Below are 18,176 nucleotides of genomic sequence, written 5' to 3'. Positions count from 1 at the left end.
GTTCGAGGGGTGGATGCCGAGACCTACGGGGCCGCGGAAAGCGTGCCAACGCCGACGGCGGACCGATGCTGCCATGAAGAACGGCAAAAACCTTCGATGGCCGCAGGGCAAAACCCGCAAGGGTTGAGACCGGCGAGGTCCCGAACGGACGCTGCCCTCGGGTGGTGACTGGCAGGACCGTCAAAATCAAGGCCGGCATGGCGCGACGACTTTACGGAAGTTGCTGCCGCGACCGTGTCCTGATCTGACAGGGAGGCGCTGGGAGAAATCCCGGCGCCGACTGTCTTTTGTGGCCTATTCCCCGCATTTTTATGGTGTCTTCCGTCGGGGCTGCAACCGGCGGCAAAATCAGCTAACGTTTGAAGGTGTCGGAGCCCGTTTGATAACGCGCTCTGCCGAGGCGCATGGCGTGGGTTTCGAGAACCGAAGCGGAGCGGACATAGGTCCGTGAGCATCGGAAGTGCAGAAAACCTCGTCAGGCGACCGGCAGAGTAGCGTTAGCGAATGGACTCCCTTGAAGGGGGATACTTCATGACACTGATCCAGAAGCTTGCCGTTGCCTATGCTTTCCTGTTCTTCGCCGTCGTAGCCATCGGCGAAATACCGGCGTTCAACGACGCCAACGGCAATCTGTTCGGCCTGTTCTCGTTGCAATGGTACGACGACCTGCTGCACGCCTTCTCCGGCGTTTGGGCGCTGGCCGCCGCCTTCATCTCGCACCGCCAGGCGGTGTTCTATTTCAAGCTGTTCGGCTCGGTCTATCTGTTCGACGGCGTGCTCGGTCTGATCACCGGCTCCGGCTGCCTCGATGCCGGCATCTTCATCAACGGCTTCCGCTCCTTGAACGACATCGAGTTCCCCACCCGCTTCTTCGCCAACCTGCCGCATCTCGTCATTGGCGGCTTCGCCGTCTATGTCGGCTTCTGGCTGTCGAAGCGCATATACGACCACTTCGCCACGGCCTGACCGGCCATGTTCCTGTTCCGCTTGATAAAGCGCCTCATCAAGACGATCGTGTGGCTGATCGTCATCGTCGTCCTCATCCCGGTCGTCGGGCTGAGCTACGGCTTCCTGACCACGCCATCGCTCGACAAGACGCCTCTGCCGGGCATTGCCGACGGCGCGCCGCCCAAGGCACTGGCGGACAAGGTGCGCGCCGAAATCCCCGGCTATCAAAGGCCGGAGGAATCGACCTTCCTGACCTATCCGGAATGGGCGATCGTCTACGCCGCGCGCGAATATGCAGGCTTCGTCGCCAAGGACCAGCCGAGCGGCTTTCCCTATTGGTCCTATGTCGGCCGCTTCTGGCAGGACTACGCGACGGTGATCCGCGCCAGTTCTCCCTACAAGTTCAATTATGCCAACCACCAGATGCTGGTCATCATCGGCACCAGCCACTCGATCGAGCATATCTTGCAGTGGGCCTATGAGAACACGGTCGGCCGCATCACCGAGGCGACATCGGCCAAGCGCACCGCCGCCGACATCTATCAGGCCAAGGTGGCGGCGGACTATGCTGCTTTCCTCGACCAGGTGCCGTGGTACCAGTTCCCCTATGCCGAGAAGCGCGCCGGTCTGTTTGCCGTGCAACCGGCGCCGGGCGACAGTTCCATCCGCACCAGCGAACGCAAGCTCGCCTTTGGTCTCGCCGACACCATCAAGCAAGGCTATGCCGGCCTGATCAAGAAGGCCCTCGCCGCCACCTCCGATCCGGCCTTCCTCGATGTCCATGTCTGGGCCAAGGGTCCGGTCGGCGAAGCCACCCGCAACGAGCCCGACACCTTGCTGGAGCGCGATTACGGCGCCGACGGCACCATCTTCGTCACCAGGCGCTACCAGGTCTTCACCGACATGATCCCGCGGCTGATCGACAAGGGTGTCTCCTTCGTCGAGATCGGCGGCAATGACGAGATCATGGTCACCATGCTGTCGACCGACGCGATCGCCATTCCCGAAGGCATGCGCATCCTGTTCAGCTATCCGCTGCCTGCCGATCCCTCGACACGCCGCACCGGCATGGTCGTCGCCGTGCGCAAGCTGCATCTGGTGCTGCCGTCGCTGATGAAGGCCGGCGCCAGGCTCGAACACGTCTACGATTATTGAGGCCTTTCGGCCACGCACGGCCGAGATCGGAGACTTCGCCACGCTCATTCCATAATCGCGGCCAAATCCAGCCTTGTTCGCGCGCGATGGAATGAGGCAGTATTACCTGAATGGGCTGCCGGGGGGCATCTCGAAGGGACGAGACCCGTGATCAAGACCGCCCTTGTCGCCATGACCATTGTCGGCTGCGACTGCGACGCCAAGCTCTGCGAATATATCGGCGAGACGCCGGCCAAATGGTCGACCATCGCCGAGTGCGAGGCCGCGATGAAAAGCCAGATCCTGCACGAGCGCAATTTCGACTATCCGCTGGTGTCCGGCATCTGCCGCACCAAGGGCTCGTCGACCTCCTCGCAACTGGCCGCGATCGCGTCCCGCCCGGACCTGAAGCCCGCCAGCAAGATCGTTCGGACGGAAAGCCCGCTGCCGCCGGAACTGAGCCATCGGCCGAGTGTCCCGGTCGGCTCGCCGACGACGGCCGTCGAAGCGGACGCCGCCCGCCCTGTCGCCTATGAACAGGTGGTCGATGGCGGAACCGGCGTGCTCTACCGCACGAAGAACGGCTATGCCGTGGTCAAGACCGATCTCGGCCGCGCCGCCTCGGCCACCGCCGACGCGGCAAAGCGTTCCGTGAACTGGCTGGCCGGCCTGATGCCGACGGGGCTTTAGGCTTCGTCAGCGTCTCGACCGCTGGCCGGTTCTATCCAGCGGTGATCAGCCGCCCACTCTCCGTTTGGCCAATTCGACTTGATAGACGCTTCGCGGATGCCGTCTCAGTCGCCATGCGTTGAGCGATATGACCACCGCCAAACACCCGAACAGTGCAACCAGACCCCAAAAAATTCCAAACCCGTTTATTGAGATAAAAATAGCTAATAAACAAAATGCAGCAACCACGACATAATATAAGATCGAGGCCCAGACATATTTCTCCATTTGGGAGCTACTCATCTATCTGTGAGTCCGGTTTGGCGATTCGCTTCATAGCTCACCAATGCTGACCAATTCGTTCTTGAGAATATGTCAATGGATCGAGGCGGCTTCAACCCACAGCCGAAATCCAAACTGAGACACCACCTCGACCCTACATCTTGACCTTCAGGCTCTCCCAGAACTTGTCGATCAGCGGCTGTTCGGTGCCCAGATCCTCGCTGCCGACGCGCGTGATGAACAACAGCCCCTGGTCGGCGAGGCCGTAGCCGACGATCTCGAAATAAGCGGTATCGGTGCGCGTCTTCACCTCGGCGCGGATGCCGGTCAGTTCCTTGCCGTCGGGAAGCTTGCGCGTCGTCGGCTGCTGCGTCAGTTCGGCGCCGGCCTGAACCGATTCCTTGGTCATCTCCTGCAGCATCATCTGGTTGAGCGCCACCGGGTTCAGCTTGCCGTATTCCTGCACCACGACGATCGTCCCAAGCGCCGAAGCCATCAGATACTGCGTGATGTTTTCGCCAAGATCGGTCTTGGTCACCGAAATGGTGCTTGGATGGTTGAAGGAGAAACTGCCGCCTGAAAAGGTGGCGAAATCATTGCGTTCGAGCGTCACCTTGCTCTTCTTGCCCCCGGGCAGCGTCACGTCGGCGCTCTCGCCGGGATCGATGTCGACCGCCACCCCGTCGATGGTCAGCCTGAAAGCCTTGAGGTCCTCGGCGCCGGCCGGTCCAGCGCACAGCGCGATGAAGGTGAGTGCCGCCGCTGATACGATCCGCATGAAGTCTCCTGCTCTATTCCTGAGCAGTTCCATAGGGAAAGCGCTGTGCGGTTTCCCGGACAACCGCCTCACACTTTCCTGGAACTGCTTCCTACACCACCCCGCTGAGCGCCTTGATGGCACGGTAGAACGTCGAGGAAAACAGTTCCGTCGGGTCATACCACCGTTTCGCCGCCAGGAACGCAGGCAGTTCGGGATAGGAGGCCAGCAGCTCCTTGGCCGTATAATGCAGCTCGTACGGCAGGAAGAAGCGCCCGCCATGTTTGATCGTCACATCGATCAACGCCCGCGTCAGCGCCCGCATCCTCGCATTGCCGCCGGCTTCGGTCGGCTGGTTGATGTAGAGCACCAGCGAATAAGCCGGTTTCGGCGCATAGGTCAGCGCCACATCCTCCTTGTGGACGATGCGCACCGAGGCGTTGAGCACCGGCAGGGACTGATTGCGCAGGATCTCCCGGGCCTCGGCTATGAATGAATTATACGCAGCGCGCGGAATAAAATATTCGTGCAATATGTCCGTCTCGTCCATCAAATCGTTGAACAGGTATGGCACCGAATCGTGCATCGGGTTGTTGCGGGTGACGAGGCAGGCCTCGCCTTGCGCCATCGCCGTCGTGCGCGCCACGGTGCAGCTTTCGAATTTCGGCTCCAGCGTCTTTTCGGTGAACCATTTCAGCTCCTGGAAGACGCTGCCCCATTTCGCCAGGTTCATGATCACCCGCTTCAGGCCGACGCCCTCCGGCTCGCCGATCGCGGGCTGATCGGCTGGCGGCTGCTCGGCCACCTTGTCGTAGCGATAGACGATCATGTCCTCGAGGAAATTGCCCGGCGCCGTCGACAGATGGCCGTAGAACAGGCCGATATCCTTGTTGGGCTCCAGCACTTCGGCGAAGAATTTCGGAAAATCGTCGGATTTGATGATTTCGCGCGAGGTGCGGTAGACGGCGTTGTCGACGATATCGAGTGTCGCCTCCAGCACCACGCCGAACAGGCCGTAGCCGCCGACGACATGACGGAACAGCTCGGTGTTTACGGCTGGCGAGCAGGTCGTCACCGACCCATCAGCCAGCATCACCCGCATCGAGCGGATCGAACCCGCCACCGAGCCCGCCTGGTGGTCCATGCCGTGTGCGTTGACCGACAGCGAGCCGCCGACCGAGAAGATGTCGGTCGACTGCATCGCCTTCACCGCGAAGCGCGGATGCAGCATGTTCTGGATGTCGTGCCAGCGCGCGCCCGGCTGCAACGTCATGGTCTTCGCCGCCGCATCGACGCTGACCTTGTTGAATTTTTTGAGGTCGAGCACCAGCGCATTGTCGTCGAAGGCATGGCCGCCCATCGAATGGCGGATGGCGGCCAGCGACACTTTCAACCCGTTGGCGCGGGCGAAGGCCAGCGCCCTGGCGATGTGGTCCTCCTCGCTGACCTCGACCACGCCATAGACCGGTGTCCGCGACAGGCCGCTGGCGTCGTTGATGTCGCCGCCCTTGGCCGACCAGGGCAGCAAAGGGTCGAAAGCTGGCGGGCTGGCGAGAGGCTTGAGCGGCAGGGCAATGCCATCGATGTCGGCGATGCGGCCGGCGTTCTTCGGCCCCGAAGGCCCGCGTGCCAGCCGCGCCATGGTGGTTTCGCCCCACAGCACCGCGCCGCCGACCACCGCCGCGCCGAGCACCAGGCGCCGCGACAGGCGGAACCCTTTTTGTTCCTCGGCCATGCACATCCCCCGTTAGCCAAGGGATAGCGCGGCTCTTTGGCAAAAACCATAGGCGGCTGTCGGGGCAGCGTTCCGCCACCCTGGTCGCCTGGCGGTGAGTGATCAGGAGCATGAAAATGGCCGATCCCCAAAGGAACCGGCCAAGACTAGAGCAAGGTCTGAAAGTCCGGTCGGCAGGTCTGCCGACGCATGACGCTCGTGGCTACGAAGCTTTCTTGATGGACGTAACCATGCCGGTCTTGTCATCGACGGTCACCGCCACCTTGGCGCCGACCTTCAGCTTGCCGATCTTCGCATCCGGCGACAGCTGGTAGATCTTGCCGTCATCGAGCGTGATCGACTTGGTCGTCGGATCGACCGCCTGGATGGTGCCCTGAACGGACGCGGCATAGGCGGTGCCGAGGAAGGCGAGCAGAGCGGCGGTGGTTGCGAGGGTCTTCTTCATCGGATGCACTCCGTGTTGTTTCGGTTTTCCGGGTAGCCACCGAGACGATGGAGCCGGACGACCCGAAATTGGAATGCAAGTCTTGCTCTTCGCAAATCACGTTGGATGACTTTTTGCAAAGGAAATCATAGGCTTAATTCTGACACATTGTCTGCGCGGCAGGACCTCGACGAGTTGATCCGCCCCCCAGGGACGGTCCTTTTCAGCGTGAAAAGAGTCACTTGCACGGATTGCGGCGAACCGCCATCGTCTATCACGCGGCCGCCGCAATCCGTCGCTTGCGGCATCACGAAACGCCCGCTTATTTTTCCCCGCCACAAGTTTTGTGTCGTTGATCGGCAGGAACAGCTCCTGAAAAGAATCCGTAATTCCCGTTAAGGTTGCAAACTCAAGACGGATACAGCATTGTCGGGTCGTTGAATAAAGGGGGACTTCCATGAAACTCGCCGTCCGGGCCATCTTATCCCTGATGCTGACGCTTCTTTCCGGCCTGGCTGGCGCGCAAGGTACCGATCCCGGCGACGACAAGACGGTCATATTCACTCCCGGCGATCCAGAGATGAAGATGGCGACAGCGAAGGCTCTCGCCCGACTTGATGAATTCCTGTCCCTGGCCGAGGCCCCGCCCGCCGGTGCGGACAGATTCAAATTGAAGGTCAAGGTACGTGACGGCAACGTCACCGAGCACTTCTGGGTGATCCCCTTTCGCCGGACCGAGACAGGGTTCGTCGGCATATTGGCAAACCAGCCAGACGAGGTGAAAAACGTCGTCCTCGGCCAGAACATAAAGTTCACCAGGGACGACATTTCCCACTGGGGATACACCAGGGATGGGCGGCAGATCGGCAGCTTCACCGTCTGCGTAATGTTCAAGAGAATGCCGAAAGAAGAGGCCGACTATATGCGCGGTAAATACGGCTTCGACTGCTGATCGTGTGCCGGCCGGACTAACGCGCCCCGTCCTTCGCGCCGATCTTGCGCACCAGCGCCGCCGTCGCCAGCATCGCGCCCATGTCCGAGATCATCGGCGCGACATGCCTGGTGTAGTCGAGCGGCACCGATATCTCGGGCAGTTCGAAAAAATTCTTCGCCTGCGGCAACAGCAGGAAACCGTCGCCGCCATTGAGCGCGACGCGAGCCGGATCGTCCGGCCAGGTTTCGCCCAGCCATTTCAGCGCCTGCGCCAGCCGGCCCGTCACCAGCGGCCGCGCCGCCTCGACATTGTCGGTGCGGAATTCGTAGGCCGCATCGAGCAGCGGCTCGCCCGACGACAATTCCTGCATCCTGCTGGCGAACATGCCGCGGAAGAAGCTGACCACCGCATTGGTGCGCCGCGTCGCCACCAGGATGCCCGGGAACGGATCGATCGCCTCGAAGGCGACGATGACGCCCTTGAAGGCCGTCGAAGAGCCCTTGCCCGTTCCTTCCCGCAGTTCCGCTTCGTAGAGCTCGAACGGAAAGTCTTCGTAGCGGCCTGAAACGACATCGTCGAAGGCTTGCCGGTTGAACGGCCCGACCGCCTCGCGCGGCAGACGGTCGAACGAATTCGGCCTGCCGCCATGCTGGTATCGCACGTCGCGGATGAAGCCGAAGATGATCGGCAGCAGCGTGTCCCGGAAGGATTGCTGCAGCCGTGTCGCCGGTTTCATGGCCTGGAAATAGAGCAGGATCGAAGCCGCGAAACCGAGGACATAGAGAAACACATGCGGCGTCGAGAGCCATTGCTCGTTGGGGTCGGCGACCTTGTTGAACAGCCAGGCGATCAGCGCCACGACGACCAGGGTCAGCCCGACGAACAGCGGCACCCGCCAGCGCACCTGCCGCACCGCCAAAGCCCGCGCCGCCTCATAGGCCTCGATGTCCCTGCGGATGCCGGCGAGGACCGTTTCGCTCGGCATGAAATCCGCTGTTTCCACCATCATCCCCCCGCAAGACGAGTTCATGATAGCTGGTTTCATCCGATGTATCGACCGTGACGCAGCGAGACGGCGCCTGCCTTATAACGCCGGCGCCGTAATTAGGTGATTGGCAAACAACCCACCCTTCGGCTGCAACACTACCGAAAGATCGCGCCGAGCCGCCCCTCGACCTTCCCCCTCATCGCCCCCGCCAACCCTTCCACCGGCAGCAGCCGCTCATGATCCCCGTCCCGCAACCGCACGAACGGGTGCAACCGGTAAGCAGCAACGGCACCGCGCGTCCCTGCATCCGTGCTGACATCGACGACGAAAATCCCGCCAATGCGCCCTGGCCATGGCTGCCGGGCAAGGGCGGTGCCGAGGAAATCGCCGAGCCCATAGGCGACGACCGCATCGCCGATCCGCTCCACCGGCTGCACGACATGAGCGTGATGGCCGGCGATCAGGCCGACGCCCTGCCCGGCCAGGCGCCTGGCCAGCGCCCGCGTTCCGGCGCGCGGAAAGTGCCGGAACTCCCAGTCCCAATGCGGCACGGCGCAAAGAAGATCGAGGCGGCGCGGCCATTGCTCTGCGTCGCTGTCCATCGACACGCGCCCGGTAAACAGATCTTCATGCGCGTTGCGCCATAGCGTGAAGGCGGCGAAGCCGATAGTCAGCGGTCCGACCTCGACCGGCCGAACCGGGCCATCGCAGGCAAGGCCGATGGTGCCGATGCCAAGGCGCTTCAGTGCCGCCAGCGTCTCGTCGAAACCGGCGATGCCCTGGTCGAGGGCATGGTTGTTGGCCAGCGACAGCACCAGTTTTTCGCGCGCTAGACCGGCCGCGGCGAGCGCTTCGGCCAGGAATCGCTCACTCATTGCATGGTGTGTGCCGAGCTTCGCGCCAAGCACCGCACTTGGCCTGTCCACGACGGGGCTTTCGCAATTGCCGATCACCAGATCGGCACCACCAAGCAGCGCCTGGATCGCCGGATCGCAATCCGGCGCATGGCTGTTGGCCACCGCCGAGATGTCGCCGATGAAGGCAAGCCGCACCGTCCGCTTCGGCGGCGGCTCCATCAGCGTCCCCGCGATTGGCGCAAACCCGCTTGCGTTCCCGCTAAGCGACGGCTTCAGGAAACGCGGCAGCCAGGACAATTTGTAGGAGAGCGGATAGTTCGACACGCGATGCCCAATCGTTTGCCCTGTTTAATGCACGTCGTCCCAAAAAGCGCAGCGGTTTTGTGGCAACGACAAGCACAAAGCAAGACCTAAGGCGCGACGCCTCAAATAGGCGCAAATCGGTGTATGGTCGCTGGTGACAAATACCTGGGAGGGAAAGAATGACACGAATAGCTGGCCTGCTGGCATCCGCCTTCATCGTGCTTGTGCCCCCATCTTCCGCCAGTGCAACTTCCGCCAGCGCCGCCATGCCCGAAGCGGCGACCGCGCTGTTCGAGGCCAAGACAGTCGCCGCACGCGACAGTGCCCTGTCGACGCTGGAGGCCGCCGCGCCCAAGGATCCGGCATCGTCCTATGCCGCCGGCGCCGGCGAGTTCTTCACCGCACTGGAGTTGCTCGCCAGCGGCCTGCACCGCCACGGTTTCGAAAGCCCGCAATCCTTCATGCTGCCGCTGATGCAGTTGCCGGTGCCGGCCAACCCCAATCCCGAGCCACTGACCTATGACGAGTTCCGCGCCATACTGGTCGCCTTCCGCGACCGGCTGGAGAAATCCGCCACCACGCTGGGCTCGGTGCCGGCCAATGCCGATATCGGCATGGTCATCGACCTCACCCATGTCGGCATCGACCTCAACGAGGACGGCACCATCGCCCCGGATGAGAGCATGGCGGCGATCATGGCCGCGCTGTCGCGTGGCAGTATCTCGCAAGGCGATAGCGCACCAGCGCTGACCTTCCGCTTCGACCGCGCCGATGGCTACTGGCTGCAGGGCTATGCCGAATTCCTGATGGCGCAGGCCGATTTCTGGCTGGCGCATGATTTCAGGAACACTTTCGACGGCTCCTTCCACATGCTGTTCCCGCGCGCCAAGCTGCCGCTGCAGGACATCCTCGTGCCACCGCCGAGCGAGATGGGCTCGAGCATCTTCTCCTCGGAATGGCGCATCGCCGATTTCATCTCGATGGTGCACATGATCAACTGGCCGGTGGTCGAGCCTGAGCGCCGCAAGGCGGCGCGCCGGGAACTCCTGGAAATGATCCGGCTGTCGCGCGAGGACTGGAAGGCGATCCGCGCCGAGACCGACAATGACCGCGAATGGCTGCCCGGCCCGCAGCAGAAGGGCGAGAACCCGCTCACCGGCCTCGAAGTCGGCGAGGAACAGGTACAGGCCTGGCTAGCCACTCTGACCATGGCCGAGGACCTGCTCGAAGGCCGTGTGCTGCTGCCGCATTTCCGTATCACCGGCAAGGGCATCAACATGAAGCGCTTCTTCGACGAACCCAAGCCCTTCGACCTGGTCCTGTCGATTACTGGCCCCGGCATCGCGCCCTATCTGGAAACCGGTAAGATCCTGAACAGCCAGGATTTCGACCAGATCCAGCGCGAGTTCGGCGGCGGCGGGTTTTTGACGTTCGCGCTGTGGTTTAACTGAGCCGCCATCGCACTGAGCAGTGCGCAAGGTGTGTTGAGATTCAGGTCAGGCCGAGTCGAAAACGATGGGTTCCGAGAACCGGAGCGGAGCGTACTTTTGGGTACGTGAGCACCGTTCTACTGCGACGCAGTAGAACGGGGAAGCGCAGGAAGCCGTCGTTTGCAGACCGGCATCACCTGAATATCAATACACCCTAAAAAATCGCCCCCTGATAGAGCACCTGTTCCGCCTCCTCCGGCGCGAACCGCCTGGCCAGCGTCCGAAACGCGCTGTGCACGCCGTCGCGGTCGATGTTGCAACTCCGAAGGTGGCGCACCGCCAGCGTCGGATCGAAGGCGCTGCGGCCGTGCAGGACGCGCTGATTGTCGAAGACCAGCACTTCGCCCGGCTGCAACTGGTGCTGGAACTGGTTCTGTGGATCGCGGATCAGCCGCGTCAGTTCGGCCAGCGCCTCGATCAGGCCATCGATCCGCTCCAGGGGCGCCCATTGCGGCGCGAGGCACCGGTCATTGTAGCGGATGCCGGTGACCGCGCCCGCCGCATCGAGGCTGATGACATGCGCCTCGGCGCTGAAGAACACTTCCCCTTCATGCTCGCGGTGGAAGGTCACGCCATGCCGCGTCAACAGCTCGAACAGGTCGGGCGTGTGCGTCCGCATCCGCTCGGCGACATGAAAACCATCGACCATCAGCGAGGTGCCGCCGCTGCCCGCCCCCGTACGGATGGCGTGGAAGAAGATGAAGCCCGGCGGCGAATACCGAAACGGCTCGTCCGTATGCGGGATCTGCGCCCGCGCCGTCTCGCCCGCCACCCGCGCATCCGGCCGCGAGATGAGATCGAACACCTTGCCGTAGCTGGTCTCGCGGATCGGCCCGTAGCGGCCGGCGACCTGCGCTGTCGCCTCGGTCTCGGTCGGAACGCCGGTCAGCATGGCGATGCCGTGATCCCGCAGCGCCCGGAGCGACTGGAACAGCGCTTCGTCATCCGCCACCACCGCGCCGAAAGCGAAGCGACCTAGCCGTGCGGTGAGGTTGTTGTTCCAAAGTTGCGGCCGGAAACGGGCCGGACCCGAGCCACCGGCATGCCCGGCGAGGAAAGCCGCGTCGTAATGCGACACATGCCCGTCCTGCCAGATGGCCGTGACCTGCCCGGACACGGAGACGTCAAAACTTTCCGCATGGATCGCCTTGTCGACATCAGCCGGCGTCAGCCACCTCTTGCCCGAGACGGTGTCGCCGCATTCACCGCATTCGCAGGCCAGCCGCAGCCAGCGCGTCGAGAGTTTTGCCGAGCGGCCATCCGCCAGTTCGACGGCAATACGTGCACCCTCCGCGCGCATCGCGCGGATTGGCGCGACATCCTGTCTTTGCTGGCTTGCTTGCTTTGGCGTGTCGAGCATCTGGTGTCCCCTGCGGTTGAATTCCTCGACCAACCTAGGCAAGGAAAATCCCGCGCTCAAACGAGTTCCCTTCTCCAGGTTTTGAGGTAAATTCAAAACATGACGACGTTGAGGGATTTACCGCTGTCGGGTTTGCGGGCGCTGGTGGCTGCCGCCAGGGCCGGCAGCCTGACGCGCGCCGCCGAGGAGTTGGGGGCAACGCCCGGCGCCATCGGCCACCAGATCCGGCAGCTGGAGGAGCGGCTCGGCGTCAAGCTCGTCCGGCGCGAGGGCAATGGCATCGTGCTGACCCGCGCCGCCGAGGCCGCCTTGCCCGACATCGACCGCGGCTTCGACGCGCTTGCCTCCGGCATGCGCCGGCTGCGCTTCGCGCGCCAGGCCGAGACCTTCACCATTTCGGCCGATCCTTCCTTCGCGTCGCTTTGGCTGGCACCCCGGCTCGACAGGGTGCGGCCCGCTCTGCGGCGGCTCGAGGTCCGCATCGTCGCTTCCGTCGCGCTCGGCGCCATGGCGCAGGAAGGCGTCGACCTGGCGATCAGCTACCGCAAGGGATCGACACCTGATATTGCGGCGCTCGACCTGTTCACCGAACGGGTCATTCCAGCCTGCGCGCCGGCGCTGGTCGAGGGTCATGCCGGGCCGGACAGGGCCGAAGTCCTGGACCGGATGCCGCTGCTGCACATCGACCCTATGATGGGCGACGATGTCTATCCCAACTGGCGGGACTGGTTCAGTGCGGCAACGCGGCAAAGGAAGGACATCGACCAAGGTCCGCGCTTCGGATTGACCATCGTCGCGGCACAGGCGGCGATCGCCGGCATGGGCGCCTTGCTGGCCAGCGAACTCGTATTGCGCCGCCATCTTGACGCGGGCCATCTCGTCGAGATCGCGCGCGACGTCCCGGCCCTGACCATCAAGCGCCGTATCGTCTGGCCCGAACACGGCCCGAAGGCGGGCCACGCCGCCGCGGTCGCGGCGGCACTCCTGGCGGCGGCCGACAACGGCATTGATGGCGCCCTGCCGCGATGAAACTCCGATCCATGTCGCCCGGCGCGCTTTAGAAAAACAGCCGCTGTATCCGCAGAAGCGCGGCCAATGCGCCAGCAATGAGCGCGTTCGAGATCACGCCGATCGCAGCGGTCGTCCAGGCGATGTCGCCGGACTGGCCAAAGACCAAAAACGGAAACCCGGCGGCGATGACGACAATCGCCACCATCAACCCAAGCCAGCCGACGTTTGGCCGCTTGGCCACTCGGCTGAGGAAATAGGCGATCCCGACCAGCAGTATCCTAAGCGGGTCCAATATCTGGGCAATGACGATGGCGGTCAAAAGCATGGCCGGGAACTGAAACCTCTAAATCTAGCGCTGGAACCCGTGCAGCCTTGCGAGCAACCACTGCAGCGGATTGCCGACGAAGGCGCGGGTTACGAAGCTGTCGTGGGCGGCATCGGACGCAAGCAAGGCGATGGTGCCGGCGTCGAGGCGGCGTGGTGGATCCGAGCTGGGCACGATGCCCTGCCCCGTCAGCAACTGCCTGATCTCGGCGTTGCCTGAGGCCGACGCCTTGCCATAGGCGCTGACGAAGAAACTCTTCCGGTGCCGCGCGATCCAGTTGGCGAAGACGTCTGAGTCATCAAAGACGGCGTCGAGCAGGATGACGCCAAGCAGGCGGCCATCGATGTCGCCATTCCTGAGCACGAAAGCCGCCGGATTGTAGCCGCCGCTATAGGCGACCAGCACCACCGGCATGGCGTCGAATTTTGCCGCCTTGGCGCCGGTCAGCCTGGCCAGGCCTTGCGCCGCTTCGGCCATGAATTTCGCGAAAAAACCCGGAGTCCAGAAATTGCCAGCGCTGGAATCCTGCGCATTGCTGGCGAACTGCGGCGCCACCAGCGCGGCGTTGAGGCCCGATGCCTCTACCTGCGCGACGACACGCTGGCGGCCGACCACGTCGCGCTGCAAGGTGGCGCCATTGCCGTGGAAGAAAACCACGATGACAACCGGTTTGGCCGGATCGAACCCTTTCGGCACGGCCAGCAGCGTCGAGCGATCGGAATAGGTCTCGTCTTCCCAATAGATGCCGCCGCGCGGCGAGGTATGGCCGCGCCTGCCATCCGCCGCCGTGACGTCGAGAAACGGCGCCGAGCCATCGGGCAGCTTGTCCCGGTAGGGAAAGGGCGACGCCTTGAACGGCACGATAGTCGACATGGCCTTGCGCAAGCGCGCCCCCTGGCTCGCCACCGGAAAGGCCGCCGTGGCCAGCAATCCGGCGACGATGGCGCGCCGGTCGGGCATCAGGCAGCCACCAGCCGCACAGCCGGCGCCTTAGACGGCAGCAGCACGGCGAAGAACGCCGGGATGGCGATGAGATACGCTATCGCCGACCATTGCAGCACGGCGCTCAACCCGAAACTGGTGGCGACGATCGGCACGGCGGCCGAGCCGATGACAGAGAAACAGCCATTGATGCCCCAGGCCCAGACAAACAGATGCTCCTTGCCGAGCCGCGCCAGCCAGGTCATGGCGGTGGCCATCGGCATGCCCATCAGGAAGGCCGGCGGCGACACCAGCAGGAAGCAGAGCAGCAGCCGCACCGCATAGGGATAGGCGCCGATCCAGTCGAGCACCGGCGACAGATAGAAGCCATAGGCCAAAAGCAGCACACAGACCGCCAGCAGCACGATAGGCAGCAGTGTCCTGGCGCGGTCGAAGATGCGTTCGGCAAACAGGCTGCCCAGCCCCGAAAACACCAGCATCGAGGAGATCAACACCGAGGCAGACACAGTCGGATTGGCCAGCGCCACGGTGAAGCGGCTGATCAACCCGACCTCGACCATGATGTAGCCGAGGCCGAGACAGGCGAAATAGAGGATGGTGCCGAGCTTGCCGCGCGAGCGCGAGAACACGATGCGCCAGCCGAACAGGACCGGCAGCAGCACCAGCGAGGCGGCCGTGATGCAGGCAATGCCGAGCGTCGCCCAGATCAAGAGATAACCCCAATCGTCCTGGAACAGGTCGAGGCGGTCGAGCGTGCGCGGCAGGTCGGCGACCTTCACATAGGCGGCGAAATAGGGCTGGTCGTTGCTGAGCGCCCGCGCGTCGAAGACATAATTGCTGGCAAGCTTTTCCCAGCCGCCGGTCAGAAGCGCGTGCCACGTCATGCGTTGCAGCGCCGTCGCCGGCAGCACTTGCGGGCCGGCATCGCTGCCGGCGTCCGCACAGGCATCGAGCGTCGGATCGGCTGGCGCTGTCGGGTCGCAATCGCGATTTGCAGGCGCAGTCGGATCGGCCGGGGCGGTCGCATCGGCGGCCGGTTGCTGCGTCAGCGTCGCATCCTGTCCGCTGCCGAAGATCGAGGCACGGTAATCATCGAGCACCTTTTGGGCGCCCGTGCCGTCATAAGCCATTCCGGGATAATAGACCTCTTCCCACGACATCGACTTGGTGTAGTCGCGCAAGGTCTTGATTTCGGCATCGGTGAAGCCGCCGCGCTTGAACAGCACCGTCGTGGTCGAAAGGTAGCTGGACACCGCGAAGATATCGTTGGCGGCACCTTGGCTGTCGAACGCCTTCGCCGCCTCGGCAATGGTCGAATAGAGCTTCAGCACCGATTTCGGTGGCTCTTCCTTGTTCCAAAGGGTCACCGACAGCACGCCGCCATCGGCGAGCGCGTGCATGTAGCTCAGCATCGCTTCGCGCGTGTAGGCGTATTTCTCCGAGATGGCGAAGCCGCCCGGATTGGACAGGCCGACGCTGTCGGCAAGGCTGAGGTCGATGACGTCGTAGCGCTCCGCCGTGTTGGCGAGGAACAGGCGGCCGTCATAGTCGATCACCTTGAGCCGCGGCTCCGCCAATATATCGCCGGTGACATCCCTGAGGATCGGATCGCGGAACGCCCGCAACGTCATCGGATTGCTCTCGGCGACGGTCACCGAGGTCGAACCTGCATTGAGCGCGGCCTGCGTGGAGATGCCGCCGCCGAACTGCACGACGAATGTCTTGGGCTTCTCCTTGATGACATAGGGATAGTGCATCGGCAGATAGCGGAAATAAACCTGCTCGGCCGGCGCCAGGTTGCGCATGATGCCTTCCGGCCCATCACCGTCGCGATACATGCCGACATAAGTGTTGGCCGGAACCTCGGGCATGCCGAAGGCGGCATTGTCGCTCAGGCCAGGCGCGAAATGCATGTAGGAACTGGCATAGACCTGCAGGTCGCCGAAGGGCGAGACGCTGCGATAGATGCGCTTGCCGTCCGGGAAGTTGCGGGCATACGCGACGCCCTTGTATTGCGACACGGCAATGTCGGGGATGCCGAGCAGGCTGGGCAGCATGAGGTAGCCTGATATCGACAGCGCCGCGACGACGACGACGGCGACAACGCTCTTCCAGGCGCCGAAAGCAAGGAACCAGAGCAGCGAGCCGGCGGCCCAAAGCAGCAGCGGCACGACGATGATGGCTTCCGGCGCGAACAGATACAGCGACACCAGCACGACGAGGCCGGCGAGCCCCGAACCGGTGAGGTCGGCGAAATAGACGCGGCCGAAGGCGGTGCGGCTTTTCAGGAAGACGATGCCGAGAAAGAACGCGCCGGCCAGGAACGGCAGGAGATAGAGCAGGAAATTGGCGAGCAGCCGCCATTTCTGCGCGGGGTCGGAAACCAGGAAGATGGCGTTGAACGGCACCGTCTGGGCAACCAGGTTGGATCCGACGGCAAGCGGGCCGATCAGCAGCAGGGCCGCGGTGGCGGCAGCTTGCCAATGGCGGTCGAACCAGCCCTTGCCGGCGAAGATGACGACGCTGGACAGCGAGAAGCCGAGCATGGCGAGGCTGACCACCAGCGAACCGAAATGCGACCAGCTGCCGACGGCGAACACCCGCATGACCGCGATCTGCAGCGCGATGATGGCGCCGGCGATCAGCCCGACCGCCAGGTAATGCGCGAGCCGTGGCGCCTCCAGCGAGGCGATGCCCGGTCGAGAGGTCGATACGACAGCCGTCATTCAGCCCCCTTGATGCGGCGGTTCAGCTCGGCGGGCTTGGACCGGCGCCCAAACTCAGCCGTTATGCGTGCCGACGATCTGGTCGCCTTCCAGCTTGGTGAACGGCACGAACGGCACCACCTTGCCATTGTAAATGTCCGAGCGGACGATGTTGAACGTGCCATCGGCGAGCTGCTGCTTGATCACCTTGAGCACGTGCTGGGCGCCCGGCGGGCCGACCGGAATGACCATGACCCCATTGGGCTTCAACTGCTGCAGCAGCGACGGCGGGATGTGGTCGATGCCGCAGGTGACGATGATCTTGTCGAACGGACCAACGCTCTCCCAGCCATAATAGCCGTCGGCGTTGCGGCTGGTGACCGAGCCGAACACACTGTAGCCGCGACCGATCAGCGCGTCATAGGTGCGCCGCGTGCGCTGTGCTAGCGGATTGATGATCTCGATCGTATGCACCTTGTCGGTGAGGTTGGCGAGATAGGCCGACTGGTAGCCGGAGCCGGTGCCGATCTCGAGCACGGCCTCGCCGAACTGTACGTCGATCGCCGTCGTCATGCGCCCGACCAGATGCGGACCCGAGATGGTCACTCCATAGCCGATGTCGAGGAAGGCGTGGTCGTAGGCGCGCCCCAGATTCTGCGGCAGCACGAATTCCTCACGCGGCGTGGAAAGGAAGGCGCGCTTGTTGCGGTCGTCCAGCACGTCCTTGTTGTAGACCATGATCTGGAAGCGATCGAATCGCTCGGCCAGAAACTTCGGATCCTCGCCGCGATTGGCGACCATCCAGTCGATGAACGACTTTTTATCGTTGAACGGGACTTCGGCGTTGCGGTCGTAAGGCACCGGCAGGGCAGCCCTGACGGTGGCCGGAAGAATGGAAAACGCCGCCGCACCTGCCGACAGCGCCAAGAAATCCCGACGCTTCATGCAAAAAGCCTCCAAAAGTGGCCTTTGCCACCCCCAAACCAAGCACTTCAACCCGATTGCACCGCCTCCCAAAACGAGTCAATGGCCGTCAGGAGGCGGCCGCCCAGGCCGGAATTTTGTGGCAAGCGGGCAACAGTTTTGCGGATGCCATCGGCTTTTTCAGCACCGCGAAATGGCGCGCCGCATTGCCGCAGGGCCCGCTGGAGTGCCTTTGCCTTGTATTAGAGACGGCTGTTTTGCTTGACTCGGTCACCAAAAACAGGCAGCAAACCTACATCGGAAGGGCTGAAATACCGCGTGCATGATCGTGGACGAGCCTTTTTTGGCACAAAGTCCACGTCTCAAAGTTGGATTTGAGAGGGATTGG

Annotated in this window: 18 protein-coding genes; 7 read left to right on the top strand and 11 right to left on the bottom strand. The window is 63.1% G+C overall.

The annotated features are described in order from the left end of the window. Positions 1 to 531 precede the first annotated feature (531 nt). The 3 genes from A3AU_RS0123645 (at position 532) to A3AU_RS0123635 (ending at position 2,772) form a co-directional block, all read left to right on the top strand. Complete coding sequence (locus A3AU_RS0123645) at positions 532 to 966, top strand: hypothetical protein (protein ID WP_027055090.1); 435 nt, start codon at positions 532 to 534, stop codon at positions 964 to 966. Between the two features lie 6 nt (positions 967 to 972). Continuing rightward, the gene (locus tag A3AU_RS0123640; RefSeq protein ID WP_027055089.1) at positions 973 to 2,103 is read left to right on the top strand and encodes a hypothetical protein; all 1,131 of its coding nucleotides are present in this window, start codon (positions 973 to 975) and stop codon (positions 2,101 to 2,103) included. A gap of 147 nt (positions 2,104 to 2,250) precedes the next feature. Beyond that, positions 2,251 to 2,772 (top strand): hypothetical protein, encoded by a 522-nt coding sequence (locus tag A3AU_RS0123635; protein WP_027055088.1) that lies wholly within the window; start codon positions 2,251 to 2,253, stop codon positions 2,770 to 2,772. A 415-nt stretch (positions 2,773 to 3,187) separates the two neighbouring features. Here A3AU_RS0123635 and A3AU_RS0123630 read toward each other — a convergent pair whose 3' ends face one another. From A3AU_RS0123630 to A3AU_RS1000000139080, 4 genes are all read right to left on the bottom strand, one after another. Further along, a complete protein-coding gene (locus tag A3AU_RS0123630) occupies positions 3,188 to 3,811 on the bottom strand; it encodes a hypothetical protein (RefSeq protein WP_027055087.1) in 624 nt (207 codons plus the stop codon). 91 nt (positions 3,812 to 3,902) lie between these two features. After that, positions 3,903 to 5,525, bottom strand: coding sequence for an FAD-binding oxidoreductase (locus A3AU_RS0123625; RefSeq protein WP_027055086.1), 1,623 nt, complete (start codon positions 5,523 to 5,525; stop codon positions 3,903 to 3,905). Between the two features lie 202 nt (positions 5,526 to 5,727). Continuing rightward, positions 5,728 to 5,970: a DUF1344 domain-containing protein gene (locus A3AU_RS0123620; protein ID WP_027055085.1), complete on the bottom strand. Its 243-nt coding sequence runs from the start codon at positions 5,968 to 5,970 to the stop codon at positions 5,728 to 5,730. 96 nt (positions 5,971 to 6,066) lie between these two features. Further along, complete coding sequence (locus A3AU_RS1000000139080) at positions 6,067 to 6,408, bottom strand: hypothetical protein (protein ID WP_154674648.1); 342 nt, start codon at positions 6,406 to 6,408, stop codon at positions 6,067 to 6,069. Between A3AU_RS1000000139080 and A3AU_RS0123615 the strand changes: the two genes are divergently transcribed. Further along, on the top strand, positions 6,407 to 6,901 hold the full coding sequence (locus tag A3AU_RS0123615; protein WP_027055084.1) for a YegJ family protein: 495 nt from the start codon (positions 6,407 to 6,409) through the stop codon (positions 6,899 to 6,901). The two genes, A3AU_RS1000000139080 and A3AU_RS0123615, sit on opposite strands and share 2 nt — an antisense overlap. 16 nt (positions 6,902 to 6,917) lie before the next feature. Here A3AU_RS0123615 and A3AU_RS0123610 read toward each other — a convergent pair whose 3' ends face one another. Continuing rightward, the gene (locus A3AU_RS0123610; protein WP_027055083.1) at positions 6,918 to 7,892 is read right to left on the bottom strand and encodes a DUF3137 domain-containing protein; all 975 of its coding nucleotides are present in this window, start codon (positions 7,890 to 7,892) and stop codon (positions 6,918 to 6,920) included. A 134-nt stretch (positions 7,893 to 8,026) separates the two neighbouring features. Then, positions 8,027 to 9,052 (bottom strand): CapA family protein, encoded by a 1,026-nt coding sequence (locus tag A3AU_RS0123605; protein ID WP_027055082.1) that lies wholly within the window; start codon positions 9,050 to 9,052, stop codon positions 8,027 to 8,029. 158 nt (positions 9,053 to 9,210) lie between these two features. On the opposite strand from A3AU_RS0123605, the gene A3AU_RS0123600 reads away from it, so the two are divergent. Further along, on the top strand, positions 9,211 to 10,482 hold the full coding sequence (locus A3AU_RS0123600) for a hypothetical protein (protein WP_027055081.1): 1,272 nt from the start codon (positions 9,211 to 9,213) through the stop codon (positions 10,480 to 10,482). A gap of 193 nt (positions 10,483 to 10,675) precedes the next feature. Here A3AU_RS0123600 and A3AU_RS0123595 read toward each other — a convergent pair whose 3' ends face one another. Next, positions 10,676 to 11,881: a clavaminate synthase family protein gene (locus A3AU_RS0123595; protein ID WP_027055080.1), complete on the bottom strand. Its 1,206-nt coding sequence runs from the start codon at positions 11,879 to 11,881 to the stop codon at positions 10,676 to 10,678. Positions 11,882 to 11,980: 99 nt separating this feature from the next. On the opposite strand from A3AU_RS0123595, the gene A3AU_RS01000000135915 reads away from it, so the two are divergent. Beyond that, positions 11,981 to 12,910, top strand: coding sequence for a LysR substrate-binding domain-containing protein (locus A3AU_RS01000000135915; RefSeq protein ID WP_081709640.1), 930 nt, complete (start codon positions 11,981 to 11,983; stop codon positions 12,908 to 12,910). A gap of 28 nt (positions 12,911 to 12,938) precedes the next feature. On the opposite strand, the gene A3AU_RS0123585 is transcribed toward A3AU_RS01000000135915, so the two are convergent. From A3AU_RS0123585 to A3AU_RS0123570, 4 genes are read right to left on the bottom strand one after another with little or no spacing between them, the layout of a single operon-like run. Further along, positions 12,939 to 13,217: a hypothetical protein gene (locus A3AU_RS0123585; protein WP_027055079.1), complete on the bottom strand. Its 279-nt coding sequence runs from the start codon at positions 13,215 to 13,217 to the stop codon at positions 12,939 to 12,941. A gap of 24 nt (positions 13,218 to 13,241) precedes the next feature. Next, a complete protein-coding gene (locus A3AU_RS0123580) occupies positions 13,242 to 14,177 on the bottom strand; it encodes a hypothetical protein (protein WP_027055078.1) in 936 nt (311 codons plus the stop codon). Further along, on the bottom strand, positions 14,177 to 16,885 hold the full coding sequence (locus A3AU_RS0123575; protein WP_027055077.1) for a spermidine synthase family protein: 2,709 nt from the start codon (positions 16,883 to 16,885) through the stop codon (positions 14,177 to 14,179). The genes A3AU_RS0123580 and A3AU_RS0123575 overlap by 1 nt, the downstream gene beginning before the upstream one ends. Before the next feature lie 54 nt (positions 16,886 to 16,939). Continuing rightward, positions 16,940 to 17,809: a protein-L-isoaspartate O-methyltransferase family protein gene (locus tag A3AU_RS0123570; protein WP_027055076.1), complete on the bottom strand. Its 870-nt coding sequence runs from the start codon at positions 17,807 to 17,809 to the stop codon at positions 16,940 to 16,942. A 17-nt stretch (positions 17,810 to 17,826) separates the two neighbouring features. Here A3AU_RS0123570 and A3AU_RS1000000139075 point away from each other — a divergent pair, with 17 nt between their 5' ends. After that, positions 17,827 to 18,114 (top strand): hypothetical protein, encoded by a 288-nt coding sequence (locus A3AU_RS1000000139075; protein ID WP_154674647.1) that lies wholly within the window; start codon positions 17,827 to 17,829, stop codon positions 18,112 to 18,114. Positions 18,115 to 18,176: the final 62 nt, after the last annotated feature.

The sequence above is a fragment of the Mesorhizobium erdmanii USDA 3471 genome (assembly GCF_000472705.1).
In the GTDB taxonomy this organism is placed as follows: domain Bacteria; phylum Pseudomonadota; class Alphaproteobacteria; order Rhizobiales; family Rhizobiaceae; genus Mesorhizobium; species Mesorhizobium erdmanii.
This window is presented reverse-complemented; position numbering and strand designations above follow the sequence as displayed.

Excerpts from the sequence above, each read along its gene's own strand:
- A3AU_RS0123640 (WP_027055089.1), top strand. The coding sequence starts at position 973 with ATGTTCCTGTTCCGCTTGATAAAGCGCCTCATCAAGACGATCGTGTGG.
- A3AU_RS0123610 (WP_027055083.1), bottom strand. The coding sequence starts at position 7,892 with ATGATGGTGGAAACAGCGGATTTCATGCCGAGCGAAACGGTCCTCGCC.
- A3AU_RS0123625 (WP_027055086.1), bottom strand. The coding sequence starts at position 5,525 with ATGGCCGAGGAACAAAAAGGGTTCCGCCTGTCGCGGCGCCTGGTGCTC.
- A3AU_RS1000000139080 (WP_154674648.1), bottom strand. The coding sequence starts at position 6,408 with ATGGAAGTCCCCCTTTATTCAACGACCCGACAATGCTGTATCCGTCTT.
- A3AU_RS0123580 (WP_027055078.1), bottom strand. The coding sequence starts at position 14,177 with ATGCCCGACCGGCGCGCCATCGTCGCCGGATTGCTGGCCACGGCGGCC.
- A3AU_RS0123620 (WP_027055085.1), bottom strand. The coding sequence starts at position 5,970 with ATGAAGAAGACCCTCGCAACCACCGCCGCTCTGCTCGCCTTCCTCGGC.
- A3AU_RS0123615 (WP_027055084.1), top strand. The coding sequence starts at position 6,407 with ATGAAACTCGCCGTCCGGGCCATCTTATCCCTGATGCTGACGCTTCTT.
- A3AU_RS0123645 (WP_027055090.1), top strand. The coding sequence starts at position 532 with ATGACACTGATCCAGAAGCTTGCCGTTGCCTATGCTTTCCTGTTCTTC.
- A3AU_RS01000000135915 (WP_081709640.1), top strand. The coding sequence starts at position 11,981 with ATGACGACGTTGAGGGATTTACCGCTGTCGGGTTTGCGGGCGCTGGTG.
- A3AU_RS0123600 (WP_027055081.1), top strand. The coding sequence starts at position 9,211 with ATGACACGAATAGCTGGCCTGCTGGCATCCGCCTTCATCGTGCTTGTG.
- A3AU_RS0123630 (WP_027055087.1), bottom strand. The coding sequence starts at position 3,811 with ATGCGGATCGTATCAGCGGCGGCACTCACCTTCATCGCGCTGTGCGCT.
- A3AU_RS0123570 (WP_027055076.1), bottom strand. The coding sequence starts at position 17,809 with ATGAAGCGTCGGGATTTCTTGGCGCTGTCGGCAGGTGCGGCGGCGTTT.
- A3AU_RS0123585 (WP_027055079.1), bottom strand. The coding sequence starts at position 13,217 with ATGCTTTTGACCGCCATCGTCATTGCCCAGATATTGGACCCGCTTAGG.
- A3AU_RS0123575 (WP_027055077.1), bottom strand. The coding sequence starts at position 16,885 with ATGACGGCTGTCGTATCGACCTCTCGACCGGGCATCGCCTCGCTGGAG.
- A3AU_RS0123595 (WP_027055080.1), bottom strand. The coding sequence starts at position 11,881 with ATGCTCGACACGCCAAAGCAAGCAAGCCAGCAAAGACAGGATGTCGCG.